This window comes from uncultured Arcticibacterium sp. (assembly GCF_964021845.1).
Lineage (GTDB): Bacteria > Bacteroidota > Bacteroidia > Cytophagales > Spirosomataceae > Arcticibacterium.
This window is the reverse complement of record NZ_CAXHZC010000003.1, coordinates 152,173-178,446: the sequence shown is the minus strand read 5'-3', so window position 1 is coordinate 178,446 and position 26,274 is coordinate 152,173. Positions and strand designations below refer to the sequence as shown.

The 26,274-nt window shown below is 35.7% G+C and carries 21 protein-coding genes; 18 read left to right on the top strand and 3 right to left on the bottom strand.

Features of this window, described 5'->3' with window-relative positions; translation table 11 throughout:
- The 9 genes from AADJ06_RS10275 (at position 1) to AADJ06_RS10235 (ending at position 10,476) form a co-directional block, all read left to right on the top strand.
- On the top strand, positions 1-1,275 hold the full coding sequence (locus AADJ06_RS10275) for an O-antigen polymerase (protein WP_341226354.1): 1,275 nt from the start codon (positions 1-3) through the stop codon (positions 1,273-1,275).
- Between the two features lie 92 nt (positions 1,276-1,367).
- Positions 1,368-1,880: a DapH/DapD/GlmU-related protein gene (locus AADJ06_RS10270; RefSeq protein ID WP_341226353.1), complete on the top strand. Its 513-nt coding sequence runs from the start codon at positions 1,368-1,370 to the stop codon at positions 1,878-1,880.
- 2 nt (positions 1,881-1,882) lie between these two features.
- Entirely contained in the window at positions 1,883-3,373 is a 1,491-nt protein-coding gene (locus tag AADJ06_RS10265) for a GMC family oxidoreductase (protein WP_341226352.1), read from the top strand.
- Positions 3,370-4,392, top strand: coding sequence for an NAD(P)-dependent oxidoreductase (locus AADJ06_RS10260; RefSeq protein ID WP_341226351.1), 1,023 nt, complete (start codon positions 3,370-3,372; stop codon positions 4,390-4,392). The genes AADJ06_RS10265 and AADJ06_RS10260 overlap by 4 nt, the downstream gene beginning before the upstream one ends.
- Before the next feature lie 8 nt (positions 4,393-4,400).
- On the top strand, positions 4,401-5,144 hold the full coding sequence (locus AADJ06_RS10255) for a glycosyltransferase family 2 protein (protein WP_341226350.1): 744 nt from the start codon (positions 4,401-4,403) through the stop codon (positions 5,142-5,144).
- A 100-nt stretch (positions 5,145-5,244) separates the two neighbouring features.
- Positions 5,245-6,534 carry a hypothetical protein gene (locus AADJ06_RS10250; protein ID WP_341226349.1) on the top strand — a complete coding sequence of 430 codons (1,290 nt, stop codon included), beginning with the start codon at positions 5,245-5,247 and terminating at the stop codon, positions 6,532-6,534.
- Between the two features lie 58 nt (positions 6,535-6,592).
- Complete coding sequence (locus tag AADJ06_RS10245) at positions 6,593-7,528, top strand: NAD-dependent epimerase/dehydratase family protein (RefSeq protein WP_341226348.1); 936 nt, start codon at positions 6,593-6,595, stop codon at positions 7,526-7,528.
- Positions 7,525-8,478 (top strand): UDP-GlcNAc--UDP-phosphate GlcNAc-1-phosphate transferase, encoded by a 954-nt coding sequence (locus AADJ06_RS10240; protein WP_341226347.1) that lies wholly within the window; start codon positions 7,525-7,527, stop codon positions 8,476-8,478. The genes AADJ06_RS10245 and AADJ06_RS10240 overlap by 4 nt, the downstream gene beginning before the upstream one ends.
- A 69-nt stretch (positions 8,479-8,547) precedes the next feature.
- Positions 8,548-10,476, top strand: coding sequence for a nucleoside-diphosphate sugar epimerase/dehydratase (locus AADJ06_RS10235; RefSeq protein ID WP_341226346.1), 1,929 nt, complete (start codon positions 8,548-8,550; stop codon positions 10,474-10,476).
- On the opposite strand, the gene AADJ06_RS10230 is transcribed toward AADJ06_RS10235, so the two are convergent.
- The 3 genes from AADJ06_RS10230 to AADJ06_RS10220 all read right to left on the bottom strand — a co-directional run bounded on the left by AADJ06_RS10230 (position 10,454) and on the right by AADJ06_RS10220 (position 15,563).
- Complete coding sequence (locus AADJ06_RS10230) at positions 10,454-11,869, bottom strand: capsule assembly Wzi family protein (RefSeq protein WP_341226345.1); 1,416 nt, start codon at positions 11,867-11,869, stop codon at positions 10,454-10,456. The two genes, AADJ06_RS10235 and AADJ06_RS10230, sit on opposite strands and share 23 nt — an antisense overlap.
- 98 nt (positions 11,870-11,967) lie before the next feature.
- A complete protein-coding gene (locus tag AADJ06_RS10225; RefSeq protein ID WP_341226344.1) occupies positions 11,968-14,016 on the bottom strand; it encodes a gliding motility-associated C-terminal domain-containing protein in 2,049 nt (682 codons plus the stop codon).
- 92 nt (positions 14,017-14,108) lie between these two features.
- Positions 14,109-15,563, bottom strand: coding sequence for a capsule assembly Wzi family protein (locus tag AADJ06_RS10220; protein WP_341226343.1), 1,455 nt, complete (start codon positions 15,561-15,563; stop codon positions 14,109-14,111).
- Between the two features lie 202 nt (positions 15,564-15,765).
- Here AADJ06_RS10220 and AADJ06_RS10215 point away from each other — a divergent pair, with 202 nt between their 5' ends.
- From AADJ06_RS10215 to AADJ06_RS10175, 9 genes are all read left to right on the top strand, one after another.
- On the top strand, positions 15,766-16,302 hold the full coding sequence (locus AADJ06_RS10215; RefSeq protein ID WP_341226342.1) for a hypothetical protein: 537 nt from the start codon (positions 15,766-15,768) through the stop codon (positions 16,300-16,302).
- A 6-nt stretch (positions 16,303-16,308) separates the two neighbouring features.
- The gene (gene gmd / locus AADJ06_RS10210) at positions 16,309-17,406 is read left to right on the top strand and encodes a GDP-mannose 4,6-dehydratase (protein WP_341226341.1); all 1,098 of its coding nucleotides are present in this window, start codon (positions 16,309-16,311) and stop codon (positions 17,404-17,406) included.
- 170 nt (positions 17,407-17,576) lie between these two features.
- On the top strand, positions 17,577-18,599 hold the full coding sequence (locus AADJ06_RS10205) for a type IX secretion system membrane protein PorP/SprF (protein ID WP_341226340.1): 1,023 nt from the start codon (positions 17,577-17,579) through the stop codon (positions 18,597-18,599).
- A 321-nt stretch (positions 18,600-18,920) separates the two neighbouring features.
- Positions 18,921-20,489: an alanine/glycine:cation symporter family protein gene (locus AADJ06_RS10200; protein ID WP_341226339.1), complete on the top strand. Its 1,569-nt coding sequence runs from the start codon at positions 18,921-18,923 to the stop codon at positions 20,487-20,489.
- Between the two features lie 138 nt (positions 20,490-20,627).
- Positions 20,628-21,905 carry a DUF349 domain-containing protein gene (locus tag AADJ06_RS10195; protein WP_341226338.1) on the top strand — a complete coding sequence of 426 codons (1,278 nt, stop codon included), beginning with the start codon at positions 20,628-20,630 and terminating at the stop codon, positions 21,903-21,905.
- An 18-nt stretch (positions 21,906-21,923) separates the two neighbouring features.
- Positions 21,924-23,918 (top strand): glycosyltransferase family 39 protein, encoded by a 1,995-nt coding sequence (locus tag AADJ06_RS10190; RefSeq protein ID WP_341226337.1) that lies wholly within the window; start codon positions 21,924-21,926, stop codon positions 23,916-23,918.
- An 82-nt stretch (positions 23,919-24,000) separates the two neighbouring features.
- Complete coding sequence (locus AADJ06_RS10185) at positions 24,001-24,231, top strand: acyl carrier protein (protein ID WP_341226336.1); 231 nt, start codon at positions 24,001-24,003, stop codon at positions 24,229-24,231.
- A 3-nt stretch (positions 24,232-24,234) separates the two neighbouring features.
- Positions 24,235-25,290 carry a ketoacyl-ACP synthase III gene (locus tag AADJ06_RS10180; RefSeq protein ID WP_341226335.1) on the top strand — a complete coding sequence of 352 codons (1,056 nt, stop codon included), beginning with the start codon at positions 24,235-24,237 and terminating at the stop codon, positions 25,288-25,290.
- 2 nt (positions 25,291-25,292) lie between these two features.
- Positions 25,293-26,267, top strand: a complete 975-nt coding sequence (locus AADJ06_RS10175; RefSeq protein WP_341226334.1) for a ketoacyl-ACP synthase III — start codon at positions 25,293-25,295, stop codon at positions 26,265-26,267.
- The last annotated feature ends 7 nt before the right edge of the window (positions 26,268-26,274 follow it).

Genomic DNA, 26,274 nt, shown 5'->3' with positions numbered 1-26,274 from the left:
ATGTCCTCATTAAGTTTTCCAGTAAAGTGTTTCCTGTTTGGTTGGGTTCTGGTGATAGGCATTCGCTTTTTCGGGTTGATGGCTTATGCTCCGATTACTCATGAGACCACTTTTGCAATAGCTGTTTTTATTGTTGTTTTTATCGTTGGTTTTTATTTTGGAAGTTTTTGGTTAATTCAAATTAGAAAGAATGTTAAAGTTTTTGCAGGAAAACTGGAGTCTAATAAAAGCCTAAACTTGTTGATCTACATTACGGTTTTCCTTTCCTTTATCTGTGTTTTTTTCATGTATTTGAAAGTTAAAAACTTATCTTCTCATTACGGTTCTAATCTAAGTTTAGAAGGTTTTTCTGAAATAAGAAGTGCCAGCATTGGCGATGATAGTAAAGAGTTGGGTTCGAGCTTCTTTGGCATGATATCTAGCTTACTTTTTGGCTTTCCTGTTTTAGCGGGACTTTTAGCGGTTTTCTATTCAAAAGTTCTAAGCTCAAAAACACTATTGGTGCTAAATGGTATGTTTATAATCGGTGCTATGTCATCTTTTATGACAGGAGGAAGGTTTACTGCTTTTACATTTATTCTAATGTACCTTTTTGCCAGGGCTATTGGGCCTATGAAGCTTAAGAGGAAAGCCAAGTACTTGTTAATGATAGGAGTTGGTATTTTTATATTAATATCTGGGCAAATTTTTCTCGATAGAATTGGGGATGCTGGAGATATCAGTGCAGTGGCTTATTTGTTAAAACTTTGTAGCCCAAAACCCTTTACAGAAACCCTACTAAACATTAGCCCTAATCTGGTCACCCTTACCATATATTTCGAGTACTATGTAGCACACGGAGTAAATCAATTAGATGTGCTTCTTAATGCCCCTGACCCACAGCATTTCCCATACTGGGGTGCTTACCAGCTAAAAACCTTTGTTATAATGTTTAATAAACTGGGTTTTGATATAATTAATTCAACTGAAATTACAGCTGAAATAATTAACCCAGGGGTTTATTTTACTGAAATTGGAGCTATGTATCTTGACTTTGGTTCTTTTTTCTCTGTAATAGTTACATTTATTTTTGGAGTAGTATTGGGAATAGTTTGGAAAAGGTATTTGGTTTTAAAAACCTTGTCTGACTTTTTCATAAGTATAATCTTTCTTTCGCTTATATCTGTTTCATCTATAGTTAGCTTGGTAGGTGCGGGATACTTTTCGGCTATTATTGTCTCTGCTTTGTTTGTGATTATATTTGATTTATTGTATCCTTTACCAGTAACAGAATAGAAATTATGAGGTTCAGGTATTCTTTAGGAAGTGTTCTATACTTAGCATACTGTTTTTTAAGGACTAAGCTAATCGCTCGAAAGGCACGCTTAATGCGTTTCCCTATAGATATTAGAGGCCGATCTTTTATAGATTTTGGAGAGCGTTTGACTACAGGGGTGGGATGCAGAATTGAAGCCGAGTTTGTTGGCAATGAACATGAACAAAAAACAAAAATATTTTTTGGTAGAAACATACAAATCAATGACTATGTGCATATCACAGCGGCAAAAAAAATAACATTTGGAGATAATGTGCTAATTGCGAGTAAAGTGTACATATCGGATTGTAGTCATGGAAGCTACGGCTTTGAAGGGCACCATGACAGCCCTTTAAGTATTCCTAAAGACAGAAAGACTTTTGCAGATGAGGTGAAGATTGGAGATAATGTGTGGTTAGGCGAGAATGTAGCTGTACTAATGGGAGTAGAAATTGGTTCTGGAAGTATTATTGGTGCAAATTCCGTAGTCACAAAAAGTTTACCAGCAAACTGTATTGCTGCAGGAATACCTGCCAAGGTTATTAAAAAGTTTGATTTTGATTTAAATCAGTGGAGAAAGGTATAAAAATGAAATACGATTACTGTATTATTGGTTCGGGAATAGGTGGAGGCATGCTTCTAGATTCTTTGGTTAAAAATAACCCGAACTGTAAAATTGCCATTATTGAAGCAGGGGGCAAGAGACCTAAGGCCGAACCTCATTACGAGTCCGACGGTTTGCCTTTTAAAATGATTACCACAAGTGTTCAGCTTGGCGGAACTAGTAACCTGTGGCACGGAGTTCTTAGCTTTTTGGATGATATAGACTTTAAAAAACGCTCTTGGATTCCGCAAAGTGGTTGGCCCATTAAAAAAGAAAACATTATGCCTTATTATAAGAGGGCGGCTGTTTTTTTTGGAATAGAAGAGTATGATTATTTTTTTCTGAATAGGCTAAATGCATTCTTGAAAAAGTCTGTTGAAAGTATAAACTTTAATAAGAAGCTTCTTGAAAATAAACTTTTTCAGCAGCCGAAGAAGATTTTAAGCCTAAAGAGGACCATTAAAGAGATATCAGACCAATATGCTAATGTGGAGGTTTTTTCAGATTCTACTGCTTTAGAGTTAAAGTCAGAGGCTAGCTCTGGCTCAGTGAGTTCCTGCGTGATTGGTGTGGGGCAAAAGCAAACGAAAGAAGTCTTGGCAGATAAGTTCATTATCTGTGCAGGAGCTTTAGAAACGCCACGCTTGCTTCTAAACTCTAAGTGGATAAAGAATAAGAATATTGGTCGGTACCTTATGGATCACCCTATGGGTAACCTGGTTCAGCTAAAGTTTAGGAAGAAACAAAAAGCTCATATATATAGTACCACGCCTTACGGTAAAGGAACAAAAATTAAAACTGGATTGGTTTTTACGGAAGAAACCCAAGAAAAGTATAAGCTTCCAAACCACAATTTTTACATTAGACCATCTTTTGTCAAGGGAATAGATGATAAGTCAGAGAAAATTAAACTATCTCTACTTACCTATAAAAGCGGTAAACTCAGTTTATCAGACATTAAAAACACCTTATTAAACCTGAATGTGGTTAGGCAAATTTTGACTTACAAGTTATCCCTTAATGTTTCTTATAATTATGCCGATTTGTTTTTTATGACCGAACAAGTACCTAGCTGGGACAGTTTTGTGGGCTTATCGGATAAGAAAGATGAATTCGGTTATAAAAAGGCAAGTGTAAATTGGCATTTGACAGATTATGATCTTGAAAACATGAGAATGGTATATAATATGTGTCTTGAAAATTTCTTTGATAGTAAAGATTTTGAAATAACTCATACAAAGAAAGATTTCAATTGGGAGAATATTTTTACATCGGGGGCACATCATGTAGGCACCGCTAGAATGGCCTCTTCTGAAGAGAATGGTGTGGTAGACGCCGATTTAAAGGTTTTTAATACGAATAATCTTTATGTATGTGATGGCTCGGTTTTTCCTACCTCTGGCAATGTTAATGTAGGTCTAACCATTGCAGCCATGGCCATGAGATTGGCAGACCATTTAGAGACGGGAGCATGACATTAGGAATAATAGGAGGAAGTGGCTTTATAGGAAACGATTTTTTGGAACGTTATGGAGACTCATTTTCTTCGATACGTTTTCTCAGCAGAAAGAGCCGTGTCGGTCTGAAATCAAATGTTGTTCAGGTGATTGGCTCATTAGACCTTTATGAATCTATTGAAGAGCTCACGCTAGGCTGTGACGTTTTGGTTCATGCTGGATTTGATCATATGTATAGCTATAATGTTACGGGTATTAAAAATGTTTTAAAGGCCTGCAATGCCAACAATGTAAAGACACTAGTTTACCTAAGCTCTTATATAGTTTATGATTTAAAAACTGAAGGTTCTCCTGTTTCAGAAACTTCAGACATGTCTGGTTATGGAGATATCTACACGAAGGAAAAGCAGCGTATTGAGAAAATATTAAAGACAGACAGGTCCTCATTACTAAAACTTGTTTTACAGCCCTCTATTGTTTACGGCTTAAAAGGAAACTGGAGCAAGACGTTCATGAGTTTGCTTAACTCCCCCAATTTAATAATTCCTAAAAAAGGAAAGGGGACTTTGGCTGCTGTCTATGTAGCAGACGTGGCACAGGCCATTTTTAAGGCGGCTGGTTCAAAAGAGGTAGAGAGCAAAAATAAGTATCAGCCAATTTTAATTTCTAATGGAACTCCCTATCTATGGGAAGATCTATACAAAATGCACGGAATTTTGCAGAAGCGTAAGTTTATTTGTTCTGCCAGTAATCAAAACTTGTTTGCTGAAAGTACTATTAAGAATCTAGTTATTAAGATTCTTTATTCTAGCATTGGTGGGTTTTTAATGCGTCCTCTACTGAAAGTGCTTAAAAAGAAGATGGAGTCTTCAAAGTCAAAGGCTGAGCAAGGCTCAAATGAGCTTAGTCTAAATGGTATATACAGAGCTCTTCATTTTGGTACGCCCGAGGTAAACATTAATAAAGCGAAAGCGGTTTTAGCTTTTGAGCCAAAATATGGTTTAGAAGAAGCCTTGGAAGAAATGAATTGCAAATGAGAGAAAGAGTGAAAGTTTCAATCATCACACCCATGTTTAATGCTGCAGATTATATTGCAGAAACTATAGAGTCTGTTTTAAATCAATCTCATCAAAACTGGGAATTGTTAATAAGTGACGACTGCTCTTCAGATAATAGTGTGGCTTTAGTAAATGAGTATGTAGCAAAAGACGAACGTATCAAACTGTTTTGCAATACGGAAAATTCAGGACCAGCGGAAACAAGAAACCGGAGTTTGTCAAATGCCACCGGAAGGTTCATGGCTTTTTTAGATGCGGATGATCTTTGGAGCCCAAATAAACTAGAAGAGCAACTTCATTTTATGCTGAATAAGTCCATTGGTTTTTCTTTTACGGAGTTTCATCGCTTTAAAGGAAATATAGAAGGTGAGCGTGTAAGTGTTCCCAAAACCATAGTATACAGTGAGCTGCTTAAAAATACTGCAATTGCTACATCAACTGTTTTAATTGACACCAAGTTTGTGTCATGGCCAATAAAAATGAGGCAAGTTTATTATGATGATTTTGTGCTATGGCTAGAAATTTTGAAAAGGGAGTCTAAAGCTTATGGTTTACAGTCAGATTTGATGGCATATAGAGTATTGCCTGGTTCTGTTTCCAGAAATAAACTTAATTCGGCGGTGGAGGTTTGGAAAACTTATAGAGTTATAGAGAAAATAAATATATTAAAATCTGCTTGGTTCTTCGTAAATTGGACTTTTAATGCTGTAAAGAAGTACCGAAAGTTTTAAGATTTAGAAAAACCATTTAATAAAAAAGGTCTATTATGCTTTAGATTAAAGAAAATGGTGTATACTTTTATTTCGTAATAATTGACTAAAAAAAAATAACATGAAGAAATTTTACAAACTGCTGCCTGCGATTCTTGGAATTGCTGTAGCCACAAGCACATTTGCACAAGATAACGTAGGTATAGGAACGGTAAGTCCAGATAACTCTGCGGTATTAGATATTCAATCTCAAAATAAGGGTCTATTGATACCTAGAATGAGTTTGGAAGAAAGAAATTTAATTGATAATCCTGCTCAGGGTTTGTTAGTGTATCAAACTGGCGAAGATGCAGGTTTTTACTTTTTTAATGGTAAAGATTGGTCTGCAATGACTGACAATGAGGCGAAGTCTATTGCAGCAGATCCTAACGATTGGACTAAATCGGGTAATGCAGGTACAACTCCTGGAGTAGATTTCATAGGAACTACTGATGATAAGGCTCTTATGTTTAAGACCAATGGTGTAGAAGCGGGTAAAATCGGAAATTCTACCTCGAGAAACCTATCACTGGGTTATGCTTCAATGAGAAATATAACAACTGGTACTGATAACGTAGCTATCGGTCATTTTTCAATGCTTCAGGCTGCGGGTGCAGTTAGTTATAACGTTGCTATTGGATCTAACGCTTTAGGCTTTAAAGCAAATCCAGGTAATTTTAATATGGCGATTGGTAGAAATTCATTGTCTTACAATGAAGGAATTGCAAACGTTGCAGTTGGAGATGCTGCACTTCAGAAGAATACTACTGGAGCTTATAATATTGCTATTGGACAAAATGCAATGTCTCAAAACTTAACCGGTAGTAATAATACTATTATTGGTAGATCTGCGGGTTATAATTCTACAGGTAGTAGAAATGTATTAATTGGATATTCTGCGGGTTATAATGAAACCGGTTCTGATAAACTATATGTAGCCGCTTCTAATACTGCCACCCCACTTATATATGGTGATTTCTCTGCTAAGTTTGTGTCTATCGGAGATGTGGATCCAGCAAAAAGAGCTTCTGCAAACACCTCTGGAGGGTATAACCTTTTAGTAAAAGGTGGTATTTTAACAGAGAAAGTAAAAGTAGCTTTAGCTTCTTCTGCTGACTGGGCAGATTATGTTTTTGCTGATGATTATAAATTAATGCCATTAAGTGATGTTGAGAAGTTTGTAAATGAAAATAATCATTTACCTAATGTTCCTTCTGCAGACCAAATGGCTGCAAATGGTTTAGAAGTAGCAGAAACATCTAAAATGTTTATGGAGAAAATTGAGGAATTGACTCTTTACATGATAGAACTAAATAAAGAGGTTAAGTCTTTAAAAGCAGAAAATGAAGCTCTTAAAGCGTCTATTAAATAATTCGCATATTTAGTGTTATTTTTAATATAGAGCCTTTAGGAATAAAGGCTCTATTTTTATGAATATATTATTAACAGGCTCTACAGGCTTTCTTGGTTCTCATATTTATAATCAGTTGATTGTAAATAATGAGATTATAGAAATAGTTAGAAAGACAAGAACAAATAATAAGAACAATATTGTTTGTGATTTGGCTGCGGAAGTACCAGAAATTGGTGAAGGCAATATTGATGCGGTGGTTCATTGTGCGGGTTTGGCACATTATATACCTAAATCAAAAGTGGATAAAGCTAATTTTTATAATAGAAACGTAGCGATCAGCTCTAATCTTTTACTGGCTTTACAAAAGAGGAAACTAAGGCCTCGTTACTTTATTTACATAAGCTCCGTTGCCGTGTATGGCTTAGAAAAGGGCACATCCATAGAGGAATCGTCCCCACTAAATGCAAAAGATCCTTATGGTCTTAGCAAAATCAAAAGTGAAGAAATTATTAAAGAGTGGTGTGATGAAAATCAGATAGTTTTAACTATCCTGAGACCAGCATTAATTGTGGGAGATAAACCATTAGGCAATCTAGGGGCCATGATATCTGCGATAAAAAAGGGTTATTACGCAAGAATTGTTGGAAATACGGCACAAAAGAGTGCGGTGTTAGCTTCTGATATTGCAGATGTGATACCTAGGGCTTTTGAAATTGGCGGAATATATAACCTTTCGGATGGAAGGGACTTTACCTTTAGAGAGTTAGAAAAAGTAATAAAGCAAAGTTTTGGTGTTTCAAAGAAGACGTTTTTAATACCTTTGTTTGCTGTAAAGTTTGTGGCTAAAATTGGCGACTTGATAGAGTATGTTACAGGAAAAAGTTTTTTAGTTAATTCTAACAAATTAAACAAAATCACTTGTGATTTAACCTTTAGCAGCTCTTTAGCTACTTTAGAGTTGGGTTGGAAGCCTAGATCCATTTTGGATTTTTATCTTAATATTAAGAAATGACTTATTTTTTACTTCTCCTGTTGATGGTGTTTTCTACGATGCTTTATATTAAAATGGCAACTAGGTTTAATATTGTAGATGTACCAAACGAGAGAAGTTCTCATAGTGAGGTAACCATTCGTGGTTTAGGAATAGTCTTTATACTTTCTTCTATTTTTTATTTTATCTATAGCGACTTTCAGTACCCATTTTTTATGCTAGGACTGATCTTAGCAGGAACGATTAGTTTTATAGACGATATATACACCATTTCAAGTAAAACGAGAATTCTGGTACAAATAGTCTCCGTTTGTCTTTTGCTTTTTGAGCTTGGTGTTTTTGACGAACATTTTCTTTGGGTTGGCTTTCTTCTCATTCTTGGTGTAGGTATTATTAATGGATTTAATTTTATGGATGGAATCAATGGCTTAACGGGCTCTTACGGGCTGATTACCGTTTTGACATTGGTTTATATTAATACGTATCTTATTGAGTTTGTTGATAACGATTTTTTAGTTTTCGTGGGAGCTAGTCTACTCATTTTCTTGTCCTATAATTTCAGAAAAAGGGCTAAAGGCTTTTCTGGCGATGTTGGAAGCATTGGGATAGGTCTTTTGATAATATTTTTTGTGTTTCGGTTGGTAATAGTTTCCAACAATTATAAATACATTTTTCTTATTTTTATATATGGATTGGATACGATAAGTACAATATTGATAAGGCTTTATGATAAAGAGAATATTTTTTTAGCACATCGTCGTCATTTTTATCAATTACTAACAAATGAAGTTGGGCTTGGGCACTTAAAGGTGGCGTTGTTATATGCTGTGGTACAAGCTTTACTTAATTGTTGGATTATTTATTATCCAATCTTGGATGTGTTTTTTTTAATACCTTATCTTACTGTATTTGTCTTGATCTTGTATTGTAGATTAAGGCTTGAAAAAACATTTCAAGTTTCCGTTAAATAAAAACTCAAATAGGGTAATTAGAAAGCTGAGTATTAAGACGTAATTTTGATAAAAGTAAAGTACAACTTGATGAGAAGATTAACTAAATACACAACGAATTTTGTTTCTAAATGGCTCATTCTGGTTATTGATGTTTTTATTGTAGTAGTTTCCTTTACTTTAGCTACTATGGTTAAGTCTAATTTTGAATTAGACTATATGAGCCCAGGTTTATTTAAGTACCATCTTTTTTTAGTCTCGCTCTTCCGATTAGTTTTTTTTCTTTTCTACCGTTCTTATACAGGAATAGTAAGGCACACTAGCTTTGAAGACGCCAAGGTCATAATTAAGGCTGTTTTCTCTTCGAGTGTTTTGCTGTTTATTTTATCTTACAACTCCTTTTTTGGAATAAAGCTAGCAATCCCATCATCTATTTTATTGATAGACTTTTTCATTTTGACCTTTTCCATGATAGCAAGTCGTTTTCTTGTGAAACTGGTTTATGACAAGTTGATAACTACATATAAGAAAGAAAAACATGTTATAATTTACGGAGCAGGTCATTTAGGACGGATAACAAAAAATTCTCTATTGAATGATAAGAGGTATAAGTATAAAATTATTTGTTTTTTAGATGATAACCCTCAGTTAAAGGGTAAGTCGATTGAGGGAGTAAGCGTTTTAAATAAAAAGGAAAATCTTAAAGAGTTTATAGCAAAAAATTTGGCCTTTTTCCCGGAGATGGAAGTGATTTTTGCCATTCAGAGTATTAGTTCTGTACAGCGAAATGAAATAATTGATGAAATTTTGGAAACAGGAGTTAAGTTGAAAACATTGCCTCCCATAAAACAATGGATGAATGGAGAGCTTAAAGCTAACGAAATTCACCAAATTAAAATTGAAGATTTGTTGCAACGGGAGCCAATTAAACTTAATAATCGTTTAGTTTCTGATTATATAAAAGATAAGACTATAATGATTACTGGTGGAGCTGGCTCCATAGGTTCTGAGATTATTCGTCAGGCTCTTAAGTTTGAGCCATCTAGAATTGTGGTAATTGACCAAGCAGAGTCGGCCATTTATGATATCGAATCTGAACTAAAACGGCTAAGGAATAGGGAGGATGAAAAAACAACCTTAGACTTCGTTGTTTGTAATATTACAAACTTAAATAGGATGGAGCATTTGGTGACAAAGTATAAACCACATGTTATTTTTCATGCTGCAGCTTATAAGCATGTTCCACTTATGGAGGCGGATCCTTTTAATGCCATTGAAGTAAATATATTAGGGACTTGTCAATTAGCAGATTTAGCACTAAAACATAATGTAAGTCGGTTTGTTTTTGTTTCTACAGATAAGGCGGTAAACCCAACAAATGTAATGGGTGCGAGTAAGAGAGTTGCAGAAATGTATATCCAGAGCTTAAGCTTACAGCAAAACTCAACGAGGTTTATAACTACCAGGTTTGGCAATGTGTTGGGTTCAAATGGTTCTGTAATTCCTCTTTTTAAAAGACAAATAGAGTCTGGTGGGCCTGTGACTGTTACAGACCCTGAGATTATTAGATATTTCATGACAATTCCAGAAGCTTGTCAGCTTGTCTTAGAAGCAGGTACGATGGGTAAGGGTGGTGAGATATTTGTTTTTGAAATGGGTGAACCAGTTAAGATACTTAATTTAGCTAAGAGAATGATTCGTTTATCAGGGTTGGAGCCTGGGGAAGATATCGATATTGAATTTACAGGTTTAAGGCCAGGAGAGAAGCTGTTTGAAGAACTATTAAATGATGCTGAGTCAACTAAACCAACACATCACCCTAAAATACTTATTGCTCAAGTTAGGCCAAACTCTTTGGAGGAGATTTCTAGTGCTATTAATTCGCTTCGTAAGTCTCTAAACGGTGCTACAGCAATGGAATTGGTCATGGTTTTAAAAGACATAGTTCCTGAGTATACTAGTCAAAACTCTAAGTATGAAGTGCTAGACACTAAGGCTATAAAAAAGATTTCGCTATAGTGACGTTTCCTCCAAAATTATTTGGTAAAAGTTCTCCGTTATCGTAAGCTATAGATAGGCGGTAACTAATTGTTTTTTGATTTCTAGTAATGTTAACTAGAAAAGAGTTTTGCTTTTTTGAAATAGGGAAACGGTAATTGCCTTTATTAAGAGAGGTGGAGTACCTAAGCATAACTGAAATTGTTTCATCCAATTTACCTAGGGCCCCTAAGCTCAAGACATTTATTCGATTGTTTACCAAATAATTTGGGCTAATTATCTTGAGTTGTGACTCGCTAAAATGGTTGCTATAAGATGTTAATGGTAGGATGAATGGAGTTCCAATAGTTCTTTTTTTATAAGTATAGCCATCTTGATAGATGCCGTTATTAAAATAATTGTCAACTCCACGAAACTCCGGAATAAACCCCAAGGCACTTAGAGAGCCACCTTGATTTGTTGTGCTCAAGTATTCCAGATTAAGACCATTGAGTTGGAATCTTCTTGAATTTGGTAAAGAGTTTTTAGAAGAATAGGAGATTCCAGTAAGGCCGTCACTGACATTGTTTAAATAGTATAAAGAGCCATCTTCATATATATTACTTCGATATAACTTAATAAATCCAGAGGTAAGCTCAAACTCTAACATCATATCCAAGGTGCCCAAATGATTTCCAGCTCTATTAAATGCATCGTTAAAGGGTACTCCATCTTTGGTTTGTCCAGCATCTAGGTCTTTGTTTAGACTAGTCCCAGTTACTACTTTTAAATATGTAGATAAATCACTTGGAAAATCAGTGATGAATTGTTCTGTTTTTTGATCATAAAAAGGTTTTACGGGTTTACCTGCCCACTGTACTTGATGATTAAAACCACCGTAAATTTTTACTTTCCAAACCGGACGCCCAATTCGAAGGTATATTGATTTTTGATGTAAATAGTAATTCTGTACTGAATCAGCACTTCCAAACCAACCATGGGCAAAACTTGCTTTAACGCTGAGAAGATCATTTTTTGTTATAGATATATAATTTGGAAGTGAGATTTGAACTTTAGGAAGGGGTAGGGCATTTCCAGACCAAATTAAAGAACCTGCGGTCATGACAGAGTCAACCAAACCAACTATTTCTTTTTTTCTGCCTGCATATAATTCAAAACCCCCAAGACGAACTTTGGCGTAAGCTTCGGACAGTATACCTTGGTTTATTTTTCCTGCATTGACTGCACCAGTTAAGCCGTAGCCATAACTAAACTTATTAAGAATTTTATTTTGTGTGTAAAGGCTGTCGTATTCGTGTTTAACAGACCCTTTTAGCTGGACAAACTGTGATTCGTAAGGGACTTCTCCATATTGGTTAGCTTGTAACCAAAAAGGAAGCTTATCTGTGGTTGAGAGAAACAAAGAGGATGACACTGTATACTTATTGTTCTTAATTATACTTTGACAACGACCATTTTTTCCGACGAACAAGAACGCAAGAGCAATTGGTATACAGAATAAACCCTTTCTCATTATTTGATTATATTAATTAGACCCGAGTAAGAAAGGACTTCGCCTCTTTTGTTAAGAGCCTCAACACTATATGTAAAAGTTCCCGAAGGTAAAGCTATTCCATTATAATTTCCATCCCAATTAAAGTAAGGGTCGGCACTATAAAAAACTATTCTTCCCCAGCGATCATAAACTTTAATTTCAAAGGAACTTAAAGCATTTAAGCTTCCATAAACCTTAAAGGTTTTATTTTCTATTACATTACTAGTTGGGGAGAATGTATTTGGGAAAAACAGCTCTGATTCAATAGGTAGCGTAGCGATATTTGAGTAAGACTCAAGACCGGATGAAGTTATAACACGTATTATGAATTGTGCTTCAGATTCATTATTCTCTAGGTTGGGTTCGTGTTCCCCATTGGCAAAGTTAGTTCCTGATAAAATCGATGTTCTCAGGTTAGGATCAGTTTCATCAATGGCGATAATTTCATACGCGGCTATTGAATTTGGAGAGAAAGGAAAACTCTCTTCCCAAAAAAGTTCTGAGGCATTGTCTGTTTCTAGAAGAATGGAGCAAACCTCTGGAGAAAGTTTAGATTTGCTGCCACATTCATCTAAGTATTGAACCTGGAAGCATTGACTTTTAGAAGAGGCGTCTAAGTCAGGGTTAAAAGAGCTTTGGGATGCATCTATACTGTCAACAAGATTAGATTCACTATAGAGATAATACTTATCTTTATTTAACAGCCAACCACTATCATCCCTGAATTTGACGATGGGTGAATTGTTCTCAATAGATACAAATAGATTATTTATACTATCAGGCTTAAAGCTTTTTCGAGAAACACAAATTTCGTTTGATATGCTTTCGCCCTCATATTTATATCTGAAAAGTTGTCCTGAAGTCTGTACTTTTATTCTGTAGCAATAGTCGTTAGAACAGTTAATAGTATGATAGTATTCTGTAGGGGTGTTGGGCACTAAAACTTCAGAGATGTTTGAAAGGTTCTCTTTTACCATTATAGAGGTACTAGTCTCTAAAAATCTTCCATATATAGGCTGATTTGGCCAGTCGAATTGTCTTTCTTTATATTCATCCCAATTCAAAATATTCTCTTGCTCTGTTGAGGTTGGTGTAAAAAAAGGAATGGTACAGATTTCTGCTGATTGTTCAATTCCACATGAAATATTTCTTATAGCATAGAAACAATATGATTTTGTGGAGTCCTCAATTTTAAAGGGAATATTTCCAGGCTGTTGGTTACTTAAATAGGGGGTCGTATTATAAGGGGTATTTTTTTCTGTTTTATATATCTCATACCCCGAGCCGCTTAGGGCACCGGAAAAGGTAATTGTACCTGCGTTTCCCGTGTTCATTGCAATTTTATCAATATTCGGATGAAACTCTAAGTCTATTCCAGCCGCACTGGTTGGGTTTATTGTTATTGGGCTAGGAGTTCCACAGCTTAATGCAAGACCTGTGTAGAAGCCCTCTACATTGATATTAACAGGTACTGTTACGTTTTTGGTTTTTGAAAATGATAATTCAGTTTTTGCAACCGTTTCTTTTGCTCCAGTTCCCCATTCAATTTCATAATAATCAAAATCATTTACATTAGTTTTCGGAATATCAATGGTCAAGCTATTGTTGTTACATAGCGTGTAACTAAACTTAGGAGTATTGTCTACGCGTACTGTCACATTTTTACAAGAATAAAATTCTTCTCCGTTTGGTTTTTTGCCGTACTGCAAAATAGTATAATTAGATGTTTCTTCTGGCTTGAAATAGGTGTTTTCAAGACTGTTTAGTGGGCCTAGGCCATCTAACTCAGATTTATCTTGACCTCCATAGTAGTAAATGTATTTTATGTCAGAGCCGCCAGTTTTATCTTCAAGCTTTACCGTGTAAGGACCACAGCCAACCGCAGGGGTCAGTAATTCAAAACCATCTTGAATAGATTCAGAACTGTTACAAAGGTCTTGGGAATGTGTGCTGCCACAAATCATCATCAAAACGAAGATGTTTGCAACTATTGAAAAGTATGTTTTTGTCTTTATATTTTTCCCCATGCCCATTCACCCAAAAGACTATAAATGTACGTAGATTATAACTTATCTTTTAACTTTATTATTTAACGGCATTTGTTTACGTAAACAATTGACTATTTAAATATATATCTTAATGAGGTTCTAGAGCCAAAAGAGGAGGTATAAAGAGAGCCACTGTCAAAAGAAATTGTCTGTTGCAAAAGCCATTTCGTGTTTAATACTTTCTGAAGCAATAAGTTTGAAGAATGTTGTTTTTTGAAGAATTCTTTTCCGTAAATTCCATAATTAAGGGAATATGCATGTCTTATTTCATAAGTGACAAATTTCAAGTCTCCTTTGAATAAGACAGAAAAGTATTTCACTCTATTATTGTATGTTAATTCCCCATTTTCAGATTCATAAATAATAAAAGGGTTGCCGATTATTCTGTTTTTATAGGACCAACTTTGGTAAACTCCATGAAAAAAATAGTTGTCAATCTCTCCTCTGTTACTTGCATTCACTTTTCCGAACTTCGTCCTTCCATGACTTTTGGAATAGAAAAAGTCGAAAGCGAGCTTATTTAGCTTGGAGTATGGTAGGTTTAAGCTAAAGGTATAAAGGCCGTCTTCTATATTATTAAGGTTTTTAATAGAGCGGCCAAAGTCATAGGGTTGTTGTTTTCCTACAAAAAGTTTAAAATCATTGATTATTATTTCAGTGCCAAAATCTACAGAGCCTAGTTGATTACCTACGGCATTACCCCCGTCATTTTGAGTCACCTTTTGACCATTTGGAGGTACAATTTTCTGTAAAAAAGGAACTAGTAGGTACTGGTATGAGTACAACGGGTACGGAGCCAAGTAACCATTTATTGTTGGTGGGTATTTTCCACCTACGTCTTTTAATATTTCAGAATAACCGCCCCACATGGCTTGATGGTTTACTCCTCCATAAAACCTCACTTTACTGTTTTCCTTACCGAGTTTTAAATACAACCATTTTTGATGCAAAAGATGGCTAGAAACTACACTGTCTTTGCCAAACCAACCATGTGATATTCCTGCTTTAAAGGAGAAAACACCTTTCTTATCAATTGGGACATACCCTGGGGTATGTAATTGTATCTTAGGTATGGGTAAAGCGTTTCCAGACCAGATATAGGAGCCAGAAGTGCTAGAGGTGTCGGTAAATCCAAATATTTCTTTTCTTCTACCAACGTAGAATTCTATAGCTTTCCAACGGGCTTTTAAATAAGCTTCGGAAATGAGGAATTGATTTTTTTTACTAAAATTGTTTACCACGGTAGCACCATATGCCCAGTCAAATTTTTTTAATTGATCCAAAACATTTCTTGAGCTATCATAATGGGTTTTAAGTGAATATTTTAGTTGTAGGGAAGGTAGTGTTTCCGGAGTTTCTCCATAATTATTCGTTTGAAGCCAAAAGGGAGCTTTATTTTCATTGGCAAGGAATAGGCTAGACTCAAGCCACATTGTTGTTCTTTTGGCCGATTGACCCATCAATGTTCCGCTTCCTCCCCAGAGGGCAATGAAAACTAATAGTATTTTTTGTTTAAGGGAGAACAAGAGTTATTTCATTTAATGAGTTTTGACCAAGTTATGGAATTGAATTCATAGTGTTGTTTTTTTGCTCTTTGAAATGCTGATTTTTTAGGTCTTAATTTATTATACGGAAGGTCATTTTTCCTTATTTCGATAAAATGTTCAATAAATCACATAATTTTGTAAATTCAAAAATCATAAAGTCTTTGGGATTTAATTCAAATATATGAGGCACTTCCTATATTTTTTTCTTTTTAGTTCCTTTCTCTTTTCGTGTGCAAGAAACATTACTTCCAAAAACGGTGGTAGCTCCAATGAGGTTTCTAATTATGAAGAGTCATTAAGCGGAGTTCGTCCAAAAAATGATTTTAACGAGAGCGTTAAAGAGCTTGTTGAAGAGGAATTGGATACTAGAGCGTATGTTCCAGAGGAGTTGAAAAGTGAGAATGTAAAAATTGATGGTGTATTATCTGAAATTTCAAAATATAATTCATCTATATCTGAATTGCCTGGGTACAGGTTACAAGTTTATGCAGGGAATAGTAGAGGAGGTTTTGAGCAGGCAAAGTCATATATTCTTCAACACTTTCCCGAATTAGAAATTTACGAGTCTTATAGTCAGCCTACTTATAGAATTAAGGTTGGCGATTTTTTAAAGAAAATGGATGCTGAAAAATATTATTCTTCCATAGTTAGTAGATTTTCTTCGGCAAAGGTTGTAATGGACAATGTGGATGTTCAAAGAGGTTTAAAAATAAATTAAAGTATTTTGAAAAAAGCACTTATTACTGGCGTTACTGGTCAGGATGGAGCCTATTTGGCTGAGTTTTTATTAGAAAAAGGATATGAAGTTCATGGTATAAAAAGGAGAGCATCTCTTTTTAATACAGACAGGATAGATCACATCTATAAAGATCTTCATGAGGCAGATGTAAGGTTTATTCTTCATTATGGAGATTTAAGTGATTCTACTAATATCATTCGAATTATTCAAGATGTTCAGCCAGATGAAATTTATAACCTTGGAGCCATGTCTCATGTGCAGGTTAGTTTTGATTCACCCGAGTATACGGCTAATGTGGACGGGATAGGTACTTTGAGGATTTTAGAAGCGGTTAGAATTTTAGGATTGACAGAAAAGACTAGAATCTATCAGGCTTCAACTTCAGAACTGTACGGTCTTGTACAAGAGGTTCCTCAAAAAGAAACAACGCCTTTTTACCCTCGTTCACCTTATGCGGTGGCTAAAATGTATGCATACTGGATTACCGTGAATTATAGGGAGGCATATAATATGTATGCTTGTAATGGCATTCTCTTTAATCATGAGTCTCCATTAAGAGGAGAAACTTTTGTTACCAGAAAAATAACTAGAGCCACGGCTCAGATAGCTCTTGGAACAAAAGAGTGCCTTTATTTAGGAAATATGGATGCCAAAAGAGATTGGGGGCATGCAAAGGATTATATTGAAGCCATGTGGCTCATCTTACAGCAAGACAAAGCAGAGGACTTTGTTATTGCTACAGGTATTACTACTACTGTAAGAGACTTTGTTAAGATGTCTTTTAGCGAAGTTGGGATAACACTAGAGTTTAAGGGTAGCGAAGAAGGAGAGATTGCCGTAGTAGCAGCTTGTTCAAATCCTAAGTTTCAAATACCGATTGGTCAAACAGTGGTGGCGGTTGATCCGAAATATTATAGACCTACAGAAGTAGAACTTTTAATAGGTGACCCTACAAAATCAAAAACAAAGCTTGGCTGGAAACCAAAATATGACTTACCAATGATGGTAAAAGAAATGGTTGAGGCTGATGTTAATTTATTTTCAAATCAATCTAGTCTTAACAAGGCAGGTAAAGCTTTATAATTTACGGTCGTTTAATTCGTTGTAAGTAAGCTTGTTTATGGTTTATGTGATCTTTTTGAAGAAAAATGTCAGTTAACTATACCTAAGTAAAAGGTTCATTTTAGCCAAAGATATAATTGGAATGAAAATTGTAGAATAGGTCAATGTATCTTTAACACTGAAGTGATTAAATGAAAAAAAGCATTTACATACTATTGTTTCTAAGTTGTTTAGGGAATAAGGCCTTTTCACAAGATCCTCAATTTTCTCAATTTTACGCAGCTCCTATGTATCACAATCCTGCTTTTACAGGAAGTGGTTATGCACCAAGGGCTATTTTTAATTTTAGAAACCAATGGCCCTCATTGGCGGCCAATTATACGACATCAGCAGTTTCTTTGGATCATTATATTGACAAATTCAACAGTGGTGTGGGTTTAATGTTAGTGAGTGATCAGCAGGGAGCTAGCAGATTAAAGAATACAGAAGTATCTGGATTCTATTCTTATCAATTAAATTTGATAGATGACCATTTCTTGAGAATGGGTGTTCAAGCTACCAGTTCAAACAGAAGTTTTGACTCCAATGGCTTAACTTTTCCAGATCAGTTTGATAATAATGGTTACACAGGAGATCCTTCAGGAGACCCATTGGCTAATACTGGCAGTACTGTGCATTTTGTAGACTTTAGTGCTGGTGTTTTGTATTATAATCCCAAAGCTTATCTAGGAGTATCTGTACACCACCTTACGCAGCCGGACATTGCCTTTACTGCCTCAAATGATTTTTTAGCTAGAAAAATTATGGTTAATGGAGGTTTAAATATCCCATTGGCAGATTTGTCAACCTCAAGTAACAAGGAGTTTGTTTTGATTCCAACATTCTTGTTTAAGCAACAAGGGAAGTTTAATCAATTAGACTTAGGAGCTTATGTAACCTACAGTCCATTAACTTTTGGTTTATGGTACAGAGGAATTCCTGTAAAGAAAAATGATACGGATGCTTTGAACCATGACGCCATAGTAGCATTAGCTGGTTTTAGATTTGATAATTTTTCATTCGGTTATAGTTATGATTTAACTATAAGTGGATTAGGAGCATCTTCTGGAGGTTCGCATGAAATATCAATAGCGTATCAATTTGACCCCTACGAGTCAAAACGAAGTCCAAGTGCTCGAAGGAGAAAAAAGTCATTGTCGTGCCCCAAGTTCTAGGAGGTGCGACGAGACGTAGTAGTAATTAATAGAGGCTTGAGTTTTTAAGCCTCTTTTTTTTCGTTTATATTGCGTTGAACAACTTTTAGAGAGTTCAATAATTAACCAAGGCGATTCTCTGAATTATCTTGGATTTTGGTTTGCAACTAAAAATGGTTTGAATTGCCTACATATTTTGTGTTTGGTCTAAAAAACAGTAAAATCATGAAGGAAGAATACTGAAATAAGTAATTTGATATCGATATTTCTTAATAAGTGTTACTAATTCGTTTATCTTGCGAGCTAAAACCTTTTATAAACAAGCTATAACCCAATTTAAAAATGATGCTATTAAACTTCCTAGCCTTTTTGGCCCCTGAAAAAGGAATTGACGAAATAATTAACGACTGGTTTACGCCTATTGCCGAGGCTTGGGGGAACATTGTTCTCTTTAGGGTTTTTGACGTTCCATTTATCTTGGTGCTTTTGGTGGGTGGTGCTTTAGTTTTTACAATCTATTTTTCAGTAATTAATATCCGACGTTTTCCTTTAGCTATCAATATAGTTAGAGGTAAATATGATCATATAGAGCAAGGTGAAGAGCCGGTAACCACATCAAACCTCAACGTAGTTGATGGTGATATCGTGGATACCATAAGAGCGGAAGGACAACAAGGAGAAGTAAGTCATTTTCAAGCTTTGGCTACTGCCGTTTCGGGAACTGTTGGGCTGGGAAATATCGCTGGAGTTGCTTTGGCAGTAGGATTAGGAGGTCCTGGAGCTACATTTTGGATGATAGTTTGTGGGATTTTAGGAATGTCCACAAAGTTTGTGGAGTGTACTTTAGGTGTTAAGTATAGGGATATTGGTGAGGACGGAACGGTCTATGGTGGGCCTATGTATTATCTTAAGAAAGGTTTTACAGAAATAGGTAAATCTGGTTTGGGAAAAGCCTTAGCCGTGATTTTTGCTATTTTGTGTGTCGGAGCATCTTTTGGAGGTGGTAATGCTGCCCAGTCTAATCAAGCTGCTTCTCAGTTAGCTTCGCTGATGGGTATTACTGGAGGAAGTTCAGGAACAATTATAGGAGTTTGTATAGCCGTATTGGTGGGTATTGTAATTATTGGAGGTATAAAAAGAATTGCCTCTGTAACCGAAAAGATTGTTCCTTTTATGGCTGGAATATATGTTTTGGCTTGCCTTTTTATTATTTTCTCTAACTATGATATGATTGGTTACGCATTTGGCGAAATCTTTTCTAGTGCTTTTACAATGGAAGCAGGATGGGGTGGTTTTTTTGGTGTAATGATGGTAGGTTTTCAAAGAGCGGCTTTCTCTAACGAGGCAGGTGCAGGTTCTGCATCCATTGCTCACTCAGCGGTTAATACTAAGTATCCTGCATCGGAAGGTTTAGTAGCACTTTTAGAGCCATTTATTGATACGGTAGTTATTTGTACTATGACGGCTCTGGTAATTATTATTTATAATAGTACTGGAATTTTTGAATATGGTGGTTCTACAGTTTTGATTGATGGCGTGGAGGTAGAAGGGGCTGTATTAACTTCTATGGCATTTGAGTCCGCTATTCCATGGTTTCCGTATGTTTTAACATTAGCTATAGTTTTGTTTGCTATTTCTACTATGATTTCATGGTCTTATTATGGTTTACAAGCTTGGATGTACCTTTTTGGAAAAAGTAAAATGGCTGACTTGTCTTATAAGGTGATGTTTTTAATCTTCATTGTTATTGGTGCAGCAGCTAATATGTCAGCCGTTTGGGGTTTTTCTGATGCTATGATTTTGGCATTAGTTTTCCCTAATATGTTTGGCCTTTTCTTCCTGTTTCCAAAGGTTAAAGAGGAACTTAATAGATACTTAGAAGCAATTGACGTAAAAAAATTCTTTAAATAATATATAGAAATATGGCCTCTTGTTTTAGATGGCCTTTATTTCGAATTAAACCAACGCTATTTTGGATTGTGAGTAAAAACCCCGAGTTTTACGGTTTATAAACCTACAACCTTTAGCCTGATTCAAATACAATAAAAAATGGAAGGTGCTACTTTAGAAAATGAATACGCTTACATCAAAGACAGTAAGGTATTTTTAAAAGGGTATTTAGAACTACCTGAAAGACAAATTGGAGAAGTTAAAAGAACAGAAGAAGAAGCTTTTCAATACTTTATTAATCGTTATGATATAGCGGTTAAAAAGGTAGAACAACTGGAAAAGGAAATTGACGAAGCTGCTAATAAAGGGTCATACCTTACCAAATTACTTCAACTTAGAAAGAGATTAGAAAGTTTTGATGGCATTGGAAACTTTATTCCACTTTTGTCAAGATTGGACATTAAGGAAGCTTATCTAAATGGCTTGATTGAGTTAAATCAAAAGAATAACTTAAAGGTTAAGGAAGAACTACTTTCTGAGACAAAAGCCATTGCTAATAGTGATGATTGGGGACCAGTTTCCGATCAGCTTCAAGATATTAGAACTCGTTGGATTAGAACCGGACCTGTTGAGAAAAAGCTGAACGATGAAAAGGAAGAAGAATTTAAGTCACTTTTAGATTCATTCTATCAAAGAAGAAAAACGTTCTTTGATGAACAAAACAGAATCATTGATGAGCGTAAGGCTAAGTATGAAGCTTTGATAGAGACTTCTTATGACCTTCATAGAAGGAGAGACTGGGATGATGCTTTTGAAGACATGAAACGCATGCAGCGTGAATGGAAAGAAGTAGGAGAGCTTCCAGCTAAAATGATGAAGTTCCTTTATAGGAATTTTAAGAAATCGAACACGGGATTCTACGAGAAATATTGTAAAGCAAAAGGAATTCAGATTCAAAGAAGAGTAGACCCTCGGGTAGAAGCTCAAATAAGAATGATGAAAGAGGCAGAAAGATTAGCTGCCGCAGAAAATGATGCCATATTTGACTCTACCGTTAAAGCCAAGGTGCTTCTTAATGAGTGGAAAAACATTAGAGTACCTTCTCATGTAGCTGATAGAAATGTTGCAGAACGATTTAGAGCTGCTTGTGATAAAATATTTGAGTTAAGTTACTTGATGAAAGTAGTAGGTAGAAAACACCCTACTTTTAATTTCTTAGATGATGATCAAAAGAACCATACGAAGTACCGTGAAATGGAGAATATTGTTCGTCGAGCACGTCACGACCTTCAGCAGTTAGAAGAAACTTCTAATGTGGGAGGAAGTGGTAGCGGAGACATGGATAGAATGATGTTTAACAACCTCAAAACTCAAAAGAGAAAGCTTCTTATGAAGGAAATAATCTTGGAGGAGATTCGTCGTAGTGCGGGTGCTTAATGCGTTCAAATGATAATAGTGAGTCTTGTATTCTTTGCATTATTCTTTTTCCTGTTGCACAAAATTGGTGTAGCTTTAGCTAAAAGTGTCAGCTCTTATTTTCTTCTTACTTTTTTGGGTCTTGTGGGCATATGTATACCCTTGGGTTATGTATTGTCTTTCTTTGGTCAAACTGGAAGTGCAATATCTTGGTCAATTAGCCTTTCCTTAATATGTGGAGTTTTATATTTTTTAACACTTCGTTTTACTGAGGGGGAAGGGATAAGGCTTAGAACGCTTTTTAGAGAGTCTACAGCCGAAAAAAAACAGATTTGGTTTGAATTTAAGCTTGCTGAAAAGCTGATTTTTGTTATTCTAGCTGGTGGCTTAATAGTATGTACATTTATTAATGTTTATGTTCTCTTTGTCACTTTTCCCAATGAATGGGATAGTATGACCGGACATTTAGTAAAGTGTGCCTATTACATTCAAAATGGAAATATGGATAGACTAAGTGGTACCACTTGGTCTATTGACTTTTACCCTAACTCCTTGCCATCTCTTCAAATATTAGGTTTTCATATTTTTGGAGAAAAGGGCTTTAAACTTATTCATTTCCTCTCATATTGGGTTTTTGTGATTACGAGTTATAGTATAGCTCAAGAGATTTTTTCTAATAGAAGAGGAGCCATTTTTGTTGGACTAATTTCGGCTTTGCTCCCTTCTGCCTTAATTCAGGCTGTTACTACAGAAACGGACATTGTACAGTCTGCATACCTAGGTTTGGTTGTTTTATATCTTCTAAAAGTTTATAAAAATGCTTCTTGGAAAAATGTAAGCCTTTTCGTTTTGTCTTCTTCCATCTGGGTTTCGCATAAAGTAACATTTCTTTTAATAGGGCCCCCAGTCGCTATTTTGGTTATTTTCATGATTTGGAAAAGTGGCGAGGTGAGAAAGAAAATTCTCAAAACCATCGCCTTATTGTTTCTTGGTCTATTCATTTATGTGTTGCCAAACGGTTACATTGCTAATGTTAAAGAGGTTGGAGAATTTAGTTTGGGTGCACTTTCTGCCCCAGCGGAGGTTATGAAATGGCATGGTATAGAAGGTTATTCTGGAGTAGAAAAATTAAAGAACTTTCAGTTTAATGTGCTACGATATTCATCAGATTTTTTACAATTAGATGGTATTAGGAACACGCAGTTAGGCTCTGAGGTTAATAATGTCTTCCGTTACTTGCCAAATAGGTTTTTTGATAAGTTTGGCTTAGAACGGGGTGTATACTGGGTGGTGTACCCTTTTGAAATGATGGGAAATGAAACCATGCATTTTTATAAAGAAAGACCTTTTTGGGGCATTGTCAGTTTTTTGTTGGTTGTGCCAATTTTGTTTTTTGTCTTAATGCGTGCCGTGAAGGACAGGACTTCTGAGAAGGTTCAGCTGTCTTTAATTTTTATTATAGCTGGCCTTTTACACTTTTTGTCGCTTTGTTTTTCGGCACCTTATGATCCTATTAAAGGCAGGTATTTCATGAACATGGTGGTATGGTTTATTCCTTTATTAGCTTGGTTCTTTGAACTTGGTAAAGGTAAAGTATACTTAGTATTCTGTTCTTTGATAATCGTAATTTCGGGGGTTTTAACATTAACCCACAGAGGGCTTTATCCTTTAACAGGAGAAAGAAGTATTTTTAAACAGGATAGAATTGCACAATTAACACAAACTCGTCCTGAAAGCACAGAGGCATACTATGCTTTTGAAAAGCTAGTCCCAGAGGATGCTGTTGTGGCTTTAGGTACACAACAAGAACACGAAGATTATGTTTATCCTTTATGGGGGGCTAACTTTAAAAGGACTTTAATTCCTATTCACCCGTTTAGGGCTCCTGTAAAACCTATACCAAAAGAGGCAGAGTATTTGTTCTATTCTGAAGGTGTAATACCTTTTAAAGAGGGTGATGTAAAACTTAACGAAGGTGATCAAACACCAGATACACCAGTCATAGAAAGTACGTTTTATTTGAGAAAGCTATAGGGCTGATCTACATCATAATTATTACTGTCTTTTTCGTTAACTTTGTGGCATTAATTTATACATAGAAAAGGAACTGGAACGTATGGATATAGAAGAATTTATTCAACTTTTTGCTGAGCAATTTGATGAAACTGATATTTCAGAATTCAAACCTGAAACAGAATTCAGAGAACTAGAAGAGTGGGACTCTATGGTGGCTTTAATGATAATAGCTATGGTAGATGAGGAATACAGCGTTAAAGTAAGTGGAGATGATATCAGAAACTCTACAACGATTAAAGATTTAATGGATGTAGTGGCTTCAAAAAAATAAAAAATGTCACATTTAAATATACCTAATGTTCGTATTCGAGGCTTGGCAGCTACGGTTCCCGCCTTGAGGAAAGACAATTTGACTGACCCTTTGGTTTCTGATGCTGAAAAGGTTCTAAAAAACACGGGTATTCAAATAAGACATGTAGCTTCCGAGAATATTTGTGCTTCAGATTTATGTCATGATGCGGCCGAAAGGCTCTTAAAAGAATTAAACTGGTACCCGGAAGAGGTGGATTGTTTGATATTTGTAAGACAAACACCGGATTATTTACTTCCGGCTACAGCTACAATACTGCAAGATAGACTTGGCCTTTCGAAAGGTTCTTACGCCATTGATATAGCTATGGGATGTAGTGGCTATGTGTTTGGTTTAAGTAATATCGCTGCCTTAATGCAAGGTGGACTTTTCAAAAAAGGGTTACTTTTAGTTGGGGACACTATTACTCGCACATGTTCTCCAGAAGACAGAAGTACTTATCCGCTTTTTGGAGATGCTGGTACTGCCACGGCATTAGAGTTCGATACCGATGCTGCCGAAATGAAATTTAGCTTTGGTACAGACGGCTCGGGCAAAGATGCTATTATCATAAAAGATGGAGGTTTTAGAAGCCCTTTTAGTGCAGAATCTTTTATAAAAAAAGAGGTTGGTGAAGGAGTAACCAGAACCGACGCAGATTTGGTTTTAGAGGGAATGGATGTTTTTTCTTTTGGAATAAGCAAAGGCCCCAGCAGTGTGAAAGACTTGGTTTCTTTTTTTGACATTGATATGGATACTGTTGATAATTTTGTTTTTCATCAGGCCAATCTTTTTATGAATGAGAAAATTCGAAAGAAGTTAAAGATTGATGAATCTAAAGTGCCCTATTCTTTAGGCAAGTTTGGTAATACAAGTTCCGCCACTATTCCTTTAACATTGGTTAGTGAGCGTCAGGAAACCTTGAAAAGCACTACTCAGAAAAATATAGCTTGTGGCTTTGGTGTTGGTTTGTCATGGGCTTCGGTCTATTTTGAAACAGAAAATTTAGTAGTTCCAGAGATAGGATATTTGAACGGATAATTATGGCAGCCTTTTTAAAAGCAATTTCTTACTATTTGCCAGAAACCATTTTGACGAATGAAGAACTAGTCAAAGAGTTTCCAGAATGGACTGTGGAGAAGGTGGCAAAGAAGGTAGGTATAAGTCAAAGACATATTGCGGCTAAAGATGAGTTTGTGTCTGACATGGCTGTTTCTGCTTCTAAGAAGCTTTTTACTGAAAATAAGATTGACCCTTCCGAAATTGACTTTGTTTTGCTCTGTACACAAAGTCCTGATTATTTCTTACCTACTACCGCCTGTTTGGTGCAGGATAGGCTTGGGATTCCTAAAACCGCAGGAGCACTAGACTTCAATCAAGGCTGTTCAGGATATGTTTATGGTCTTGCTTTAGCAAAAGGTTTGGTTGCTGCAGGTATTGCTCAAAATATATTACTAATTACCTCAGAAGTCTATTCAAAGCACATTCAAGCATCAGACAAGGGGAATAGAACTATTTTTGGTGATGCGGCATCTGCAAGCCTAATAAGTACCGATGGCTTTGCGGAGATAGGGGAGTTTGAATTAGGAACAGACGGCAGTGGATATGAGGACTTGATTGTAAAAAATGGAGGAATGAAGTCGACTAAACTGGGTGATGATTCGGCGGAAGATTACTTGTACATGAATGGTTCTGCTGTTTTTAATTTTACCATTGCTGCAGTACCGGGTCTCATTGACGGAACATTAAAGAAGAACGGTGAAGAGAGTGTTTCAGGAATAGATTGGTTTGTTTTTCATCAGGCCAATTCTTTTATGCTCAATCACCTTAGAAAGAAGGTGGGTATTGAAAAGGAAAACTTTTTAATGCATATGCAAAACTGCGGAAATACTGTTTCTTCTACATTACCCATTGTTTTAAAAGAGCACAAACATAGCTTTAAAAGCGGAGACAAAATTGTTTTGGCAGGTTTTGGGGTAGGGTACTCTTGGGGAGGAAATATGCTTACTGTTGTTTAAATATTAT